Below are 14,707 nucleotides of genomic sequence, written 5' to 3' on the forward strand. Positions count from 1 at the left end.
ATGTCCATGTCCATTGGCTCATGATCGTCTACCCGGTGCTGCCGACACAATCCGGCCGAGAAGTAAGGAAGCACACGGGTTCATCCTCCGCACTCTCGTCTCGTCTCAGCCAATCAAGACGACGTCTAACAAGCGGCGGACGGGAACGCACGGTTCCCACCTGCGCGCTGCTCGGCCCCTCCGGCATCGGCAAGACGAGTACCGCCGCCGACTACGCCTACGACATGGCCGACTCTTACGACCACATCTTCTGGGTGAACGGCGAGAGCAGCACGTCCCTGCGCTCCTCCTTCCAGAGCATTCACGATTGGCTGCTCAGTCGCACGAACAACGGCCCAGATACTGACAGCAGTCGACTCCGTGACCGGGTACGCACGCTACTCAGCTCCTCAGCACGCCCCTGGCTCATGATCATCGACAATGTCGTCGACCGCCGTTTGGTGGATCCTTGGGTTCCCACCAGCGGGCGCGGCCACGTCCTCATCACCGCGACCGACCAGGTCAGTTGGGCAACCCAGCGCGCCAAAGTAGCGATCCTGAGCATGACGCCAGATCAGTCCACGGAGCTGATCAGGATGCGCCTGCACCACGAGGGAGATTGGGATGCCGCCAGCGAAGGGACCGCTGCGGCTCTCGCAGAACAGCTTGAGCACTGGCCACTGGCGATAGAGCTCGCCTGCGGTCACCTTGCCGGTCACGAGTTCGGGCTCAAGGAAGCGGACCGCTACCTGGAGCAGATCCGTGAACTGGCGCTGGATGACCGAGACGCCATCCCGCACGGGTACCCCGAGACGCTGGTGGGAGCCATCCGGTTGGCTCTACAACGCCTGATGGAAAAGGAAGAGCTGCAGCCGGCATCCGAAGGCGCAGCCCACGCGCTGTTCCCCGCAGCCTATTTCGCCTCCCGGCAGATTCCGATCTGGCTCCTCTACTTCTCCACCCTGATGTCCAGCGACAACGCCGTCAGGGCGGGGCTTCGCCATCCGGCGGTCTTCGGCCCGCAGGCCAAGGTCCCTTTCACCGCCCACGAGATGCATCGCGCGCTGCGTGCAGAGTCGTTGGCCCGGCGCGATGAACCGCTGTGCACGCTGCCTCAGCAGGAATGGTCCACCGCACACTGCGAAGGCGTCGACGACACCATCAACGTCAACGAGATCGTGCAACACGTCATCCGCACACTGGCGGAAGGCGGCACCGACGTGCCCGAGATCCTGAGCCAAGCTGCATACCACGCGCAGGGATGGCTGACGGCGTTCATTGAGGCGAATGACGACAAACATCTCCTGGCGATCCTGCCGCACGTGCAGAGCCTCGCCAGCCATGCCGGCCGACTGGGCATTGCCACAGACACGCTGGCGGTCATGTGGGGCAACCTGGCCGGTACCTACGTGCTGCGGGGGAAGCTCGACGACGCCCGGCAGGCATTCGAGAACGAGCTGGAGTATCTGCTGACCCGCAAGGAACCGGCCCCCGTGCTTGAACTGAAAACCCGTTCTCAGCTCGCGGACGTCCTGAGAAACACCGGTGAAGCATCGGCAGTGTGGCTGCCCCACCTGCAGCGCGCCCGAGACCTCGCCTTCCAACTGGCCGACTCCCGGACCGAAGACGTGTCCGTGGCCGTCACCAACTGCCTGACGGTGCTCAGCAGTCACACCGGCCGTGGCACCCCGGAGCCAGAGGTACAGGCCCTCACAGCCGATTTCACCTCGCTGCGTCAACGAATGCCGGCCACCCAGTCCCTGCGCATTCAGCACGAGATTAGCCAGATCAATGACGCCCTGACCACGAGACTCATGACCGACGAGGAAGTCGAGCAGCGCTGCCGAACGCTACTTGAGGACGACGGTCTTCGCGGCCCGCAACGCCTCGAACTGACGGGGCTCCTCACCGAAGCCCTGGCGTATCAGCATCGATGGAACGATGTCCGGGAACACCTTCAAACCATCCACGCGTACGCAGTCGAGCAACCTCTGCACCCGCAGGTGATCGCCAAGACCCTGCACAACGTGGGGCTGCGGGTGGGTCTGGCCGCGGCCTGCGGCGTGCCTGAGTGCCGCACCGCGTTCATGGTCCTCATCGGCGAAGCCGACGCATCACCCGCCCCGGAGTGCCAGCAACTTCTATCCATCCTCGTCAGTATCGCGTCAGGCATGGCCGTCGAGCATCTCAGTCTCCAGGCGGGGGTGACCTGCATGCCCTACAAGATGCAGACGCTGCGCCTCCTGAAAGCCGTGTGCGACCGGGAGCACGCCGCGATTCGCGAGTTCCACGGGGGCCTGGACGGGCTCGATGTGGCGGCACTTGACCAGGATGACGAGTTCGGTTGGAAGCTACTTTCCCGGGTCGTCGTCGCTTCCGCGGTCAGCATGATGCTGCGCGGCAAATGACCTGCTCACGCTCTTACCCGCGGGCTCGAGTCACGTCTTGCAGGTTGTCGATTGCCCCGTACCGATCGAACCCGCGGACCCGGACCAGGCACGTGGAGAAGGCAGCCAAGACGTACGGATTCTTGCGAGCAAAGGGCTACATCCTCGTTCGCCAGGGGCAAGTTCTGCTGCCCCGTGCCCTGCATTGCCACCGCACGCGCGTGGTCACCACGTCCGTCCAACGGAGCCCACGAAGGCTGCCGCAGACCTCCTGTCCAGCCACACGAACATGCCCCGCCACAGCGATCCGCAGGACCTCTTCTTGCCGTGATCTGTCACAGGCCGATCACCAACTGGAAAGATACCCTCGCACCTAGCAGTCCCGAACTGGACATAAGTGTCTGCATTGGACTGGTTGGACGCCCTAGGACAGTTTTTCCGACGTGTGCCACGTGGTCCCCAGCGAGGGTCCGAGGATCAGAACGGGGGCGTCCTCGGGCCCGTCGAAGCGGTACTGCAGGGTGTTCGGCGGTGTCTCACTCACGCCCCGCACCCTCTCACGTGTCACGAAATCTCACACAGCCGGGGAAGCCGACCGGGCCGGTGCGTCCGGCGCCTCGGCACGTCGAGCACCGCCGACACCCAACCGGCTGATGATGAACCTTTCACAGTGCACGGGCGAACCTGGCGCCGCGTGTCCTGCCGGCCGGGCTCGCGCCTGGTCCACCCGTCGACGCGCTGCTTCCTTCCTCAGCACAGCCGCCGACAGTGCGCAGTTCGCTGCAGAGCGTGTGGCGCCATTCCGAAGGCCGGGACGACGAGGCGGGGAACCGCATCCTGCTACCCGACAAAGGCAGCGCGGGGAATGTCGGGTGAGCGAGGCCGGTGCCACCGCACGATGGGGGGCATGGATGACACAACCTTGGTATCCCGTTTTCTCCGCGACGGTTTCGTGAAGTTGGAGGGCGCCGTCGCGCCTCGCGTGGCCGCGGACTGTGCGCGGCTGCTGTGGCGGGAGACGGGCTGCGACCCGGACGACCCGTCGACCTGGACGCAGCCCGTGCACTGGGTGGGCGGCATGGCGCAGGGCCCGTTCGCCGCTGCACCCAACTCCCCGTCCCTGCAACACGCGTATGACCTGCTCGTCGGCGCGGGACGCTGGGAGCCGCGCTACTCGCTGGGCACGTTCCCGCTGCGCTTCCCGCATGAGGAGGAGCCGGACGACGCGGGCTGGCACATCGAGGGGAGCTATCTGCCGGAGGGCGAGAGCTGGTACTTCACGAATCTGCACTCCCAGGGCCGGGCGCTGCTGATGCTGTTCCTGTTCAGCGAGGTCGGTGAGAAGGACGCACCGACCCGGATCCGGGCCGGCTCACACCTCGACGTGCCAAAGGTGCTGGAGAAGTACGGGACGGACGGGGCGAGCGGGCTGACCCTTGCCCCCGATCTGGTGGCGGCGTCCGACCACCGGCCACTCGCCCTCGCCACCGGATCCCCGGGCGACGTCTTTCTGTGCCATCCGTTCCTGGTGCACTCGGCACAACCGCACCATGGGGTGCGGCCACGCTTCATGGCCCAGCCACCGCTGATGCCTGCCGCACCGTACGAACTGGAGCGGGCCGACGGCGCGTACTCACCCGTCGAGATCGCGATCCGCAGGGGCCTGGGACGGGACACCCCCGGTCCGGCCGGGGACGGCGCAGACCACGGCGCCGGGTAGGCGCCTGCAGCGCCAACCGCTGGCGGCCGTTCCCCGAGGACGGATCGGAAGCCGGCCCGGAATCGCCAGCCACTGCTTTCACTGGCCCAAGACGCCCACCGGCTCCGCCCCTTGCAGTGCGGCACACAGACAAAGCGCCAGAACGGACATCCCGCCGGCAGCATGACGGCGGCCTCCGCCCCGTCCTCCACGAGAGCCCATCAAAAAGCCCGGGGACGGACACACAGCGGCGCTCTGCGAGCCCACACGTTCGGCCTCACGGCGAAGCCGCACCGGGGCCTCCGGTGCAGCCCCTCCGTCTCGCGGTCCCGTCCGGAGATGCCACGAGGGCGGGCAGACCTCGGTGGTGGGGATCGCGGCAGTCGACGACCAGTTCGGTGAACCCGCTGGTCATGACTTCTCCACGTCGGTGGTGGTGGAGACGGGGGTGCTGAGGATGCCGTCGAACGCGTCGACGACGGCGGTCTCCTGGTGGATTCCCTGCATACGGATGCGGGCGGGGGTTCCGGGAATCTCGGACGGGGCGCGGCGGAGGTCGGCGATCGCGAGTCCGAGGGCGGCGTCGGCGAAGGCCGCTTCGATGCTTTCCGGTGCGGGGGGTTCCAGCGGGGTGTCGTGGAGGGTGAAGCCGAAGGGCGCGCTCTCGTCGCGGCGCATGTCGGCGGTGTGGCCGGTGATGCTGGTCAGGCCGAGGGCGAAGTACGCGTCGCCGAGGGCCTCGTGGAGGTGCTGGCCCATGGGAAGCCCGGTGAGGCGGCCGTCGAAGGCGACCGGTGTCTTCTGGATGTGTGCGTTGTGGGCCATGAGGACGACCCGCTCGGTGGGAGCGAGTCGGTGCAGGTGCCACAGGAGTGACTCCGCCATGAAGTGGTCACGGGCGGACGTGTCGGCGGTGAGTCCGTCGCCGGTGAAGAGGGCGGCCATGGCGCGGAACGTGTAGTCGCCGTGGCAGGCGGCCTCCAGACATCGCAGGGCGGTGTCGTAGTCGTCCGGGTCGGCGCGCGAGAGGTAGAGCGGTTTCAGGGAGCGGAATCGGATGAGCAGCCGTGCCAGGAGTGCGCTGAGGGTGTCCTGTTCGCCGGTGGTCAGGCGCGCCCACGCGGGTGCGGCCGCGGCCGCCGAGTCACCGGCGAAGGACGCGGCGATCGTGGTCGCGTGCCGGATCGCCGGCAGGGTTTCCGGGTCGACGCGCCCGAGGTAGCCGGCGACCGGAGCCAGCGCGGGGAGCAGGGACCCGCCGGCCGCCGGGATGTCGATTCCCGCGAAGCGGACCGGTCGGGCGGCGGTGCGGTTGTGCCCGCGGAGGTAGCGCGCCGGCTCCTGGAGTCCGATGGGGACCGCGGTGGCCAGGAGCGCGGAGAGGTCGTCGTCCGCTCCCGTGCCGCGCGTCCAGACGTCCAGGGGGAGGGATTCGCAGAAGCCGTACTCGAAGGCCAGGACGGTGAAGCCGCAGCGTTCGACGAGGAAACGCAGGATACGGCCCCGCAGGGCGGCGAACTCGGCGATGAAGTGGGAGTGTTCCCCGACGGCGACCACACGGGCGCCGTCGAGGATGTCACGCAGCGGTTCCAGGTCGTCCAGGGGCGCTGCCGGGTCGAGGTGGGCGAGCGGGGTGGCGTGGCCGGCGAGCCAGTCGGTGAAGTGGGGCCGGTCGGGGGCGGGCGGCATGGTGGGGCTCTCCTCCGGAGGGATGGGCGCGGCGTGCGGGCGCGGCGGCTCAGGGGTGCCGGGACGTGGGGGCCGCGTCGCGCAGTTGGTCGACGCTGCCGGACATGAGGGTCCGTACGTGCCGGCCGATGTGCTCCGGGGGCCAGTCCCACCAGGCCAGTTCGAGGAGCTGCGCGACGTCCTCCGCGCTGTAGCGGGTGCGGATGAGCCGGGCCGGGTTTCCGCCGACGATGCCGTAGTCGGGCACGTCCCGGGTGACGACGGATCCGGCGCCGATGATCGCCCCGTGGCCGATGCGCACGCCGGGCATGACGGTCGTGCCGTGGCCGAACCAGACGTCGTTGCCGACGACGGTGTCCCCACGGCTGGGCAGCCCGGTGAGCAGGTCGACGTGCGCGGACCAGGAACCGCCCATGGTGGGGAACGGGAACGTGGAGGGCCCGTCCATGCGGTGGTTGGCCCCGTTCATGAGGAACCGCACCCCCGTGCCGAGTGCGCAGAACTTGCCGATGACCAGCTTCTCGGGTCCGTAGTGGTGGAGAACGTTGCGCGTCTCGAACGCGGTGGCGTCGTCGGGGTCGTCGTAGTACGAGTACTCCCCCACCTCGATCAGCGGGGAGGTGACCAGCGGCTTGAGCAGCACCACCCTCGGCTGGTCGGGCATGGGGTGCAGGACGGTGGGATCAGCGGGTACGTGCATGGCGGACATCCTCATCGTGTGCGAGCGGTCGTACGTGGCCCGTGGCAGGCCGGTGGGGTCGGTCGTGTTCGGCCCGGGGACGCCCGAACCAGGTGGAGAGGGACTGCCGCAGCGCCGGCAGAAGAACGTCGGCGGGCGCGCCGACCGGTGCGGCCCAGGCGACGCGGGCGTCCGGACGGATCAGGAGGGCGTCGGCCGGCCGGTCGTCGGTTCCGGCCGTCCGGATGTCGACGCGGTGGGCCCATCCCGTGGCGGCTTCCCGAAGCTCACGGCGGTCCGCGAGGTCGAGGAGCAGGGGGCGTGCGGAGTGCATGAGTGCGCCGACTCTGGTGGTGCCCCGGTCGGTCTCCAGGGCGAGATCGGGTGCGAAGGTGCCGGTCAGTGCGTGCGTAGGGCCCTCCGACAGCGGGTATCGGATGTCGGCCCCGGCGACCATGGCTCCCATACGGCGCAGGGGTGCCTCGTCGCCGAGCAGTTCCCGGAAGACGACGCGGAGTGCGTCTGCGGCGGCGTCGTGACCGCGCCGCAGGGCCATCTGGGCGCGGGTGTGCAGCAGGGTCCGGGCTCCCGCGGCGTGGCGCTCCGCGTGATAGGTGTCCAGCAGTCCGGGTGGTGCCCAGGCGTGAACCTCGGCGGCCAGCTTCCAGGCGAGGTTGACCGCGTCGGTCATACCGGCGTTGAGCGCGACGCCGGTCGCGGGGAACTGGTGGGCGGCGTCGCCCGCCAGCAGGACGCGGCCCTCCCGGTACCGGTCGGCGTGCCGGTCCTGGAACTGGTACCGCGACAGGCGCAGCGGTTTCCCCAGGGGAAGAGCCACGCCCAGCACCCGGCGCACGCTGTCCTGGAGTTCGGCCAGGGTCATGGGCGTGTCGTCCTCGTAGGTGGTGCCCTCGTCCTCCGTCGTGGAGATCAGCATCACCTCGGAGGTGAGCCAGCCGAACCCGAGCACGCCGTGACCGTTCCGCGTGAACCCCGGACGCAGTCTGCCCAGTTCCGGCACATCGAGGTCACCGTTGTCGCAGCGCGCCGCTCCCTCGGCCGGGGTGACCTGGGCAAGCCGGTTGACCTCGGGACAGGTGGTCCCGGGAAAGCGGATGCCCGCCATGTCGCGTACGCCGCTGCGCGAGCCGTCGCAACCGATCAGGTACCGGGCGCGCACCCGATACGGCCCGTCCGGGCCCCGCACGTCGGCGGACACACCGTCCCGGTCCTGGTCCAACCCGGTGAGCTCGTGGCCGCGACGGATGACGACGCCCAGACGCAGAGCGCGTTCCTCCAGCAGCCGCTCCAGAGAGGGCTGGGGTATCTGGACGGCCCGCATCGGCGGATCGACCAGCCCGCCGAGGTCCAGGTGCACGTTTCCGAACGGAAACCGCGGAGCGGGGTGGGGGTCGGTGGCTGCCGCATGGAGTTCGGTCAGCATGCCCCGGAAGTGCAGCAGTTCCAGGATCTGCCCGCCCAGGCCGTTCGCCCGCGGGGTCTCGCGCCGTTGGGGCTGCCGCTCCAGGAGCAGGGACCGCACGCCCGCGAGGCGCAGTTCGCCGGCGAGCATCAGGCCCGTCGGTCCCGCACCCACGATGATCACATCAGTGTCCACACACCCACCCTTCACCTTCGGCACGGCACGTACCGTGCCGTTGTGGGGAGAGCGTGCCGCGAGGGCGGAGGACTGTCAAGCACGGCACGTGCCGTGCCGCTATGGTGATGGGCATGACCAACGCCCGTCGAAGCGGCCCCGACCTCACCCAGGCCATCATGCGCACCACCTTGGACCTGGGGCAGGAACTCGGCTACGCCAAGCTCAGCATCGAAGCGATCGCCGCGCGGGCCGGTGTCGGCAAGCACACCATCTACCGCCGGTGGTCCTCCAAGGGCGCCCTGCTGCTCGACTCTGCGCTCTCACTCAGCCAGTCGGACCTGGACTACCCCGACACGGGCGACATCGCGGCGGACCTGCGGACCCAGATCTACGCGACCGTCGATCTCCTGGCGACCGCCCCGCTCCGCTCCCTCTTCCAGGCGTTGGTCAGCGAGGCCCAGCACGATCCCGGCGTAGCCGCCGCACTCAAGGAACGCTTCATCGCCCCGCAGGCCGACAGGACCGTCGCCCGCCTGGAAACGGCTCGGCGCCAGGGCCAACTGGCACCCGACTTCGACCTCGACCTGGCGATGGCCATGCTCTCCGGTCCGCTGTACTTCCGCCTGCTCATCACGCAGGAGCCACTGACTCACGCCTACATCGACCGGATTCTCGATGCCCTCTTCACCGGAATGGGACCGCGGCCGTGACATGACGGAGCACCCTCCGCGGGGCCGGCTGCCGCCGCGCAGGGCTTCGCGGGGAGGGCAGCCGCATAGCCGTTCTACGCCGCCAGCAGGCCCTTCCTCCGCAGCAGTGGCAGGACGTGGTCCCGTACCGCCGGAGCGATCCGGATGTCCTCCTCGTGACCCGACACCCACCGCAGGTGTGCGAGTTCGGCGGCGGGGACCGGGGTGCCACTGAGGCGCGACTCGAAGACGGTCATCGCCAGAGGGACGCCCTCCAGGGCCGCGACGGACTCGACGTCGGTGAGCAAGCGCGGCTCCACGGGCCGGACGCCGAGTTCCTCCTCGCATTCCCGCACCAGCGTCCCCAGGGGTTCCTCGCCCGCGTCGGGCTTCCCGCCGGGAAGGTAGAAGATCTCGGGAGCCGCCTTCTTACTGACCACGAGGAGCTTCCCGCTCTGGACGACCGCCGCCGCCACGACGATCAGCGGCTCGGTCCGGGCGGGCGGTGTCACCGGCGTATTTCCTTGGGTCATGGACGCGATTCTGCCAGGCACGAGCCACGGACGACGCCTCACCGCGACCGGCCCCGGGCTTGCGGCCGACCTCACGGTCGGCACCGTTCCCCACGGCACGGGGCCGAACGAGGGCTCGATGCGGTTGACGCGGGCCGCCGGTCGGGGGCGGGGCGAAGCGGAGGCCGGTGCCGTCGCGTCGTCGGGGGCGGCCGGAGCGTCCCAGGACGACTCCGGCCAGAACGAGCGCGATGCCACACAGCTGATGGGCGGTCAGCATCTCTCCGGCGATCACCGTGCCGAGCAGGACACCCGTGACGGGGTTGAGGAGTCCGACCAGGCCCACGGTCCCCGCCGGAAGGTGCCGAAGCCCGGTGAACCAGGCGACGAAGGCCAGGGCGGTGGCGACGAGGGCCACGTAGCCGAACGCGAGGAGTTCCGGTGCGGAGAGTGCGGGTGGCGGGCCCTCGACGACCGCGGCGGCCGGCAGCAGGAAGAGTCCCCCGGCGGTGAGCTGCCAGGCGGTCGACGCGAGCACGTCGGTTCCGGTGTCGTTCCAGCGTTTGGTCAGGATGTGGCCGAAGGACGAGACGAGCATGGCTCCCGCCGAGGCGAGGACCCCTGGCACGCTCGCTCCTCCCCCCCCTGTCAGCAGCATGAGGCAGACCCCGCCGAGCCCGACCGCGGCCCCGGCCAGGTGCGCGGCGCCGGGCCGCTCGGACACCAGGACCCAGGCGATGAGCATCATCGCCAGGGGCGACACCGCCATGACGGTGGAGGCGACGCTCGTCGGCAGGAGCTGGGAGGCGGCGTAGACGAGGACGAAGAACACGCTCACGTTGAGCAGTCCGAGGACCGCGGACCGCCACCACCACACGCCACTCGGCCGCCGCCCGCACAGCCCGAGCAGGACCAGGCCGGCGGGCAGCGCTCGCAGCGCAGCCCCGTAGAGAGGGGTGTCGGCCGGCAGGAATTCACGGGTGACGTAGTAGTTCGTGCCCCAGGCCACTGGTGCGGCGGCGGTGAGCGCCACCCACCGCAGATTACCTTCCATGGAAGGTAATATAACTTCCACGGAAGGTATTGTGGTGCGCATGGACACTCCGCGACCGCTGGACCGCGTGGCTCGCATCCAGGCCGACTGGCGCCGCGAGCGGCCCGACCTCGACATCTCCCCGCAGGGCGTCATCGGCCGGCTGCACCGCCTGGCCGACCACCTCACCCGGGAACTCTGCGTCGTCTACGAACGCTACGGACTCAGCGAGGGAGAGTTCGACGTCCTGTGCGCGCTGCGCCGCGCCGGTGAACCCTTCGAGCGCGCGCCCGGAGAACTCGCCGCGCACACCATGGTCACCACCGGCGCGATGACGAAGCGGATCGACCGCCTGGAGCGAGCCGGACTCGTCACCCGCCGCCGTTCCGACGACGACCAGCGCGGCCGGATCGTGGCCCTCACCCCGCCCGGCCGCACACTGATCGACCAGGCATTCACCGACCACATGCACAACGAGCGCCACCTGCTGAGCCTGCTGACGCCCACCGAGGCCACGGCGCTCGAAGAACTGCTCACCACCTGGGTCTCCCGCGTGGAGTCTCCGCGTCCGTCCGACCGTACGTGAGCCACCCCGGCGCCGAGCGGCCGAATCCATACGGGAACCGCCGATGGCCCCGGCGGAATGAGCGGCCGTCATCGACCCTCATGTGTCCGCGGCATGTCGCCCGTTTTCGGCGGTTTCGGGCGAGGATGGACTGTGCCGCCGCGACCGCAGGGCGCCCACTTCGCGGTCTTCGACGCAGCGGCCGGCCCTCACGTCAAGGAGGACAAGCCCCATGACTCCCCACAGGACCGCCGGCGACACGCGGGTGTCCCGGTGAGCGCGGACGGCGACCGGCTCCAGGACACCGCCCACGAGGCGGCCCTCGCCCTGCCCGACGTCAGCCGCTCACGCCCCTTCACCCCCCAGCTCGACGTGTACAAAGTCGCGGGCAAGGTGTTCCTCATCGTCACCGACGACCCGGACGAGCAGATCATCACGGTCACATGCGAACCCGAGCACGCCCGTGCCCATGTGCACGCCCACGACTCGATCACACCGGGCCGCTACCTCGACAAACGCCACTGGATCACGATCGGTCCGGGCCCCGGCATCACCGAACGGCTGATCACCGACGCGGTCGAGGACTCCTACGACCTGGTCGTCGAACGGCTGCCACGACGCGATCGCCCCCGCCCCCGGTAGGCACCCCCGGCGCGCCCGCCAGTGGGCGCCGACGCCTGCCGACACCCCCGTACACAGCCCACTTCGCCCGCCGCCAACCGGGAGAACCGGGAGACCCATGGAACCGACGCTTCCGCTCTTCGACGAGGAGCCCGCCCGGCCCCTCGCCGACCGCCTGCGCCCCACCCGGCTCGACGAGGTCGTCGGACAGGACCACCTCCTGGCCCCGGACGCCCCGCTGGGCCGTATGGTCGCCCAGCAGCGCCTCGGCTCCACCATCCTGTGGGGCCCGCCCGGCGTCGGGAAGACCACCATCGCCCGCCTCCTCGCCCACGCCGGCAACCTGGCCTTCGAACCGGTGTCGGCCACCTTCTCCGGCGTGGCCGACCTGCGCAAGGTCTTCGCCGCGGCCCGCAGCCGGCGCACCGTCGGCCAGGGCACGCTGCTGTTCGTCGACGAGATCCACCGCTTCAACCGCGCCCAGCAGGACAGCTTCCTGCCCTACGTCGAGGACGGCACGATCACCCTGATCGGTGCCACCACGGAGAACCCGAGCTTCGAACTCAACGGCGCCCTCCTCTCCCGCACCCAGGTCCTCGTCCTCGAACGCCTCGACGAAGCCGCCCTGTCCACCCTCCTCGGCCGCGCCGAGGACCTCATCGGCCACCGGCTGCCCCTGGACGACGACGCCCGCCGGGCACTGATCGCCATGGCCGACGGCGACGGCCGCTACCTCCTCAACATGGCCGAACAGCTCCAGGTCGTTCCGGACACCGAGCCCCTCCTGGACACCGCGGCGCTCGCTCACCGCATCCAGCAGCGTGCCCCGTTGTACGACAAGGCGCAGGAGGGCCACTACAACCTGATCTCCGCGCTGCACAAGTCGATGCGCGGCTCCGACCCGGACGCGGCCCTGTACTGGCTCGCCCGCATGCTCGACGGCGGCGAGGACCCCCTGTTCGTCGCCCGCCGCCTGGTCCGCTTCGCCAACGAGGACATCGGCACCGCCGACCCGGCCGCCGTTCAGCAGGCCCTTGCCGCCTGGGACGTGTACGAGCGCCTCGGCTCTCCCGAGGGCGAGCTGGCGATCGCCCAGGCCGTCGCCTACCTCGCCACCGCCCCCAAATCCATCGCCGTCTACCGCGGCTTCGACGCCGCGCGGCGCGCCGCTCGCCGCACCGGCTCCCTCATGCCGCCCGCCCACATCCTCAACGCCCCGACCCGGCTGATGAAGGACCTCGGCTACGGCAAGGACTACCAGTACGACCCCGACAGCACCGACGGCTTCTCCGGCGCCGACTACTTCCCCGACGGCATGGATCGCGAGACGTACTACCGGCCGGCCCGCAACGGCTACGAATCCCGGATCGCCGAGCGCATGCGCCGCTGGGCGGACCTGCGCGCTCGCGGAGAGGAGTAGGTCCGACAGAGCGTGGGACGTACAGGTGATGAGGGGGTCTCACCCCTTGACCCGTCACGCCCCGCGCGGCGCGCTTTCCTGAACAATGCCCGCAGCCACAGACTCAGGGGGACGTCGTATGGAACGGGCCGCTGCCGCGCGAGATGTCGTGCTGGGTTACGTCCGCGATCCGAACGCGATCGATGAGGCCGTGAAGGCGGCGATCCACTCGCTCGAGCGCAGGGCGGATGTCCTCGGTCCGGTCCGCTCGCGCCGGATCGGCCGGGACGGGCGCATCGGCGCCTACTCCTCCACGGTTCATGGGGCGGGATGCCGATTCCTCAGTGGCGACGGCACCGAGGACGATGTGGACTTCGAGGCCGACGGGAGCGCGGTCTTCGACCTCTGGCGGCTGCGCCGGTGGGCCGATCGCTTCCGTGATGACGTCCCTTCCACGGGCGTCGGAGGCATACGCGGCTCCTGGGACGCGGTGCGCCGAGAGCGTACGGGCGGGGTGGGCCGGCCCGGCGGGGGAGCGGGGTCTACCAGTCGACGTCCAGCCGCAGGGGGCTGCGGAAGGTGGCGCCGAGTCGCCAGGTGACGGAATCCGCGGGGGCCGTCAGGCGCAGGCCGGGGAAGCGGGCCGCCAGGCGGTGCAGGGCGAGGTGGAGTTCGCAGCGGGCGAGCCAGGCGCCGAGGCAGTAGTGGGGGCCAGCGCCGAAGGAGAGGGTGGGGGCCTCCAACGGGGCGAACAGGTCGTGGAGGGTGGCGGGCGGGTAGACCGCCGGGTCGCGGTTGGCCCGGCCGCAGTCGGCGAGCACGGTCGCGCCGGCCGGGATCGTCACCCCGCCGACCTCGACGTCGGTGGCCGTGTGCCGGGCGCTGCCGCGCTCGTCGCCCAGCGGGACGAGGTGGAGTATGCGGTCCGCGACGCGGCCGGCCGCCTCCTCGTCGGCGCCGAGGCGCGGCCAGCTCTCACGGCGTTCGCCCAGGAGGTACAGCAACGCGTTGCCGAGCATGGTCGAGGTGCTGTCGTGGCCGCCCACGGCCAGTCCGCACACCAGCGTGACCAGGTGGGCCTCCGGCACGCCCCCTTCCCGGTCCGCCGCCGCGACCAGCCCGCTGACCAGGTCGTCACCAGGGGTGCGCCGCCGTCGCGCGATCAGGTCCGCGCCGAACGCGCGGAACTCCTCCACGGCGGACTCCACCCGCTCGCCGTCGTGGCTGCCGTCCGAGAAGGCGTGCTCGCCCCAGTACCGCATCCGGTCCCAGACCTGCTCGTCGAGCCCCATCAGCCGGCTGATCACGGCCACCGGCAGCGGGAGGGTGAACCCCTCGACCGCGTCGGCGGGCCGGGGCACCGTCTCCAGCCGGTCGAGGAGGTCGTCCACCATCTCCGCGATCCACGGCCGCCAGCGGGCGACCGACCTCGGGGTGAACGCCCGGCGCAGGGTGCGGCGCAGCCGCAGATGGGCGGGGCCGTCCTGGTTGAACATGAGGTCGGGGCTGCTCACGAGGTCGGGGACCTCGGAGAGGGCCGGGGCGTCGGGGGCGAACAGCTTCTCCCGGCCGAACCTCGGGTCCGAGAGGACCTGCCGGACGTCTGCGTAGCGGCTGACCAGCCAGACGGGGGCGCCGTCGGCCGGTTCGGCGAGACGGGGCGGGCCCGGTGCCTCGAAGTGCAGGCGGTGCAGGGGCACCGCTACGGGGGGCGCGGACTCGGCGGTCAACGTACCTCCAGGGGTGGGCGGGACGGTGGGGACCACAGCGGCGGGCGGGGCGGGCGTCATCGTGGTGGCCGTCAGGGGCGGTGACATCGTCGTGGCGGGCGGGGGCGGTGGCAGCGTCGTGGCGG

Annotated in this window: 13 protein-coding genes; 7 read left to right on the forward strand and 6 right to left on the reverse strand. The window is 70.3% G+C overall.

Features of this window, described 5'->3' with window-relative positions; all coding sequences use genetic code 11:
• The first annotated feature begins 20 nt into the window (after window positions 1-20).
• Complete coding sequence (locus ACWCXC_RS28525) at window positions 21-2,387, forward strand: NB-ARC domain-containing protein (protein ID WP_450890925.1); 2,367 nt, start codon at window positions 21-23, stop codon at window positions 2,385-2,387.
• A gap of 886 nt (window positions 2,388-3,273) precedes the next feature.
• Entirely contained in the window at window positions 3,274-4,086 is an 813-nt protein-coding gene (locus ACWCXC_RS28530) for a phytanoyl-CoA dioxygenase family protein (protein WP_450890926.1), read from the forward strand.
• 390 nt (window positions 4,087-4,476) lie between these two features.
• Here ACWCXC_RS28530 and ACWCXC_RS28535 read toward each other — a convergent pair whose 3' ends face one another.
• The 3 genes from ACWCXC_RS28535 to ACWCXC_RS28545 are packed head-to-tail and all read right to left on the reverse strand — an operon-like array spanning window position 4,477 to window position 8,051.
• A complete protein-coding gene (locus tag ACWCXC_RS28535; protein WP_450890927.1) occupies window positions 4,477-5,754 on the reverse strand; it encodes an erythromycin esterase family protein in 1,278 nt (425 codons plus the stop codon).
• Between the two features lie 49 nt (window positions 5,755-5,803).
• Window positions 5,804-6,454 carry a CatB-related O-acetyltransferase gene (locus ACWCXC_RS28540; protein WP_450684112.1) on the reverse strand — a complete coding sequence of 217 codons (651 nt, stop codon included), beginning with the start codon at window positions 6,452-6,454 and terminating at the stop codon, window positions 5,804-5,806.
• Window positions 6,438-8,051 carry an FAD-dependent monooxygenase gene (locus ACWCXC_RS28545; protein WP_450890928.1) on the reverse strand — a complete coding sequence of 538 codons (1,614 nt, stop codon included), beginning with the start codon at window positions 8,049-8,051 and terminating at the stop codon, window positions 6,438-6,440. The genes ACWCXC_RS28540 and ACWCXC_RS28545 overlap by 17 nt, the downstream gene beginning before the upstream one ends.
• Window positions 8,052-8,164: 113 nt before the next feature.
• Here ACWCXC_RS28545 and ACWCXC_RS28550 point away from each other — a divergent pair, with 113 nt between their 5' ends.
• Window positions 8,165-8,743 (forward strand): TetR/AcrR family transcriptional regulator, encoded by a 579-nt coding sequence (locus tag ACWCXC_RS28550; protein ID WP_450684110.1) that lies wholly within the window; start codon window positions 8,165-8,167, stop codon window positions 8,741-8,743.
• A 74-nt stretch (window positions 8,744-8,817) separates the two neighbouring features.
• Here the strand turns inward: ACWCXC_RS28550 and ACWCXC_RS28555 are convergent, their stop codons facing one another.
• Together ACWCXC_RS28555 and ACWCXC_RS28560 are read right to left on the reverse strand one after the other, a co-directional pair.
• Window positions 8,818-9,234: an NUDIX hydrolase gene (locus tag ACWCXC_RS28555; RefSeq protein ID WP_450890929.1), complete on the reverse strand. Its 417-nt coding sequence runs from the start codon at window positions 9,232-9,234 to the stop codon at window positions 8,818-8,820.
• Window positions 9,152-10,288: a DMT family transporter gene (locus tag ACWCXC_RS28560; RefSeq protein ID WP_450890930.1), complete on the reverse strand. Its 1,137-nt coding sequence runs from the start codon at window positions 10,286-10,288 to the stop codon at window positions 9,152-9,154. Before ACWCXC_RS28560 ends, ACWCXC_RS28555 begins: the two co-directional genes overlap by 83 nt.
• A 40-nt stretch (window positions 10,289-10,328) precedes the next feature.
• On the opposite strand from ACWCXC_RS28560, the gene ACWCXC_RS28565 reads away from it, so the two are divergent.
• From ACWCXC_RS28565 to ACWCXC_RS28580, 4 genes are all read left to right on the forward strand, one after another.
• Window positions 10,329-10,853, forward strand: a complete 525-nt coding sequence (locus ACWCXC_RS28565) for a MarR family winged helix-turn-helix transcriptional regulator (RefSeq protein WP_450890931.1) — start codon at window positions 10,329-10,331, stop codon at window positions 10,851-10,853.
• Window positions 10,854-10,985: 132 nt separating this feature from the next.
• Window positions 10,986-11,474: an MmcQ/YjbR family DNA-binding protein gene (locus ACWCXC_RS28570; RefSeq protein WP_450890932.1), complete on the forward strand. Its 489-nt coding sequence runs from the start codon at window positions 10,986-10,988 to the stop codon at window positions 11,472-11,474.
• Window positions 11,475-11,571: 97 nt separating this feature from the next.
• A complete protein-coding gene (locus ACWCXC_RS28575; RefSeq protein WP_450890933.1) occupies window positions 11,572-12,873 on the forward strand; it encodes a replication-associated recombination protein A in 1,302 nt (433 codons plus the stop codon).
• 118 nt (window positions 12,874-12,991) lie between these two features.
• The gene (locus ACWCXC_RS28580; RefSeq protein WP_450890934.1) at window positions 12,992-13,453 is read left to right on the forward strand and encodes a DUF6896 domain-containing protein; all 462 of its coding nucleotides are present in this window, start codon (window positions 12,992-12,994) and stop codon (window positions 13,451-13,453) included.
• On the opposite strand, the gene ACWCXC_RS28585 is transcribed toward ACWCXC_RS28580, so the two are convergent.
• Complete coding sequence (locus tag ACWCXC_RS28585) at window positions 13,395-14,582, reverse strand: cytochrome P450 (RefSeq protein WP_450890935.1); 1,188 nt, start codon at window positions 14,580-14,582, stop codon at window positions 13,395-13,397. The two genes, ACWCXC_RS28580 and ACWCXC_RS28585, sit on opposite strands and share 59 nt — an antisense overlap.
• Window positions 14,583-14,707 lie beyond the last annotated feature (125 nt).

It is taken from the genome of Streptomyces sp. NPDC001515, assembly GCF_053597115.1.

What these genes read in the sequence shown, in the direction of transcription:
- ACWCXC_RS28530 (WP_450890926.1), top strand. Translation starts at nt 3,274, where the DNA reads ATGGATGACACAACCTTGGTATCCCGTTTTCTCCGCGACGGTTTCGTG.
- ACWCXC_RS28560 (WP_450890930.1), bottom strand. Translation starts at nt 10,288, where the DNA reads ATGGAAGGTAATCTGCGGTGGGTGGCGCTCACCGCCGCCGCACCAGTG.
- ACWCXC_RS28525 (WP_450890925.1), top strand. Translation starts at nt 21, where the DNA reads ATGATCGTCTACCCGGTGCTGCCGACACAATCCGGCCGAGAAGTAAGG.
- ACWCXC_RS28540 (WP_450684112.1), bottom strand. Translation starts at nt 6,454, where the DNA reads ATGCACGTACCCGCTGATCCCACCGTCCTGCACCCCATGCCCGACCAG.
- ACWCXC_RS28550 (WP_450684110.1), top strand. Translation starts at nt 8,165, where the DNA reads ATGACCAACGCCCGTCGAAGCGGCCCCGACCTCACCCAGGCCATCATG.
- ACWCXC_RS28580 (WP_450890934.1), top strand. Translation starts at nt 12,992, where the DNA reads ATGGAACGGGCCGCTGCCGCGCGAGATGTCGTGCTGGGTTACGTCCGC.
- ACWCXC_RS28535 (WP_450890927.1), bottom strand. Translation starts at nt 5,754, where the DNA reads ATGCCGCCCGCCCCCGACCGGCCCCACTTCACCGACTGGCTCGCCGGC.
- ACWCXC_RS28575 (WP_450890933.1), top strand. Translation starts at nt 11,572, where the DNA reads ATGGAACCGACGCTTCCGCTCTTCGACGAGGAGCCCGCCCGGCCCCTC.
- ACWCXC_RS28565 (WP_450890931.1), top strand. Translation starts at nt 10,329, where the DNA reads ATGGACACTCCGCGACCGCTGGACCGCGTGGCTCGCATCCAGGCCGAC.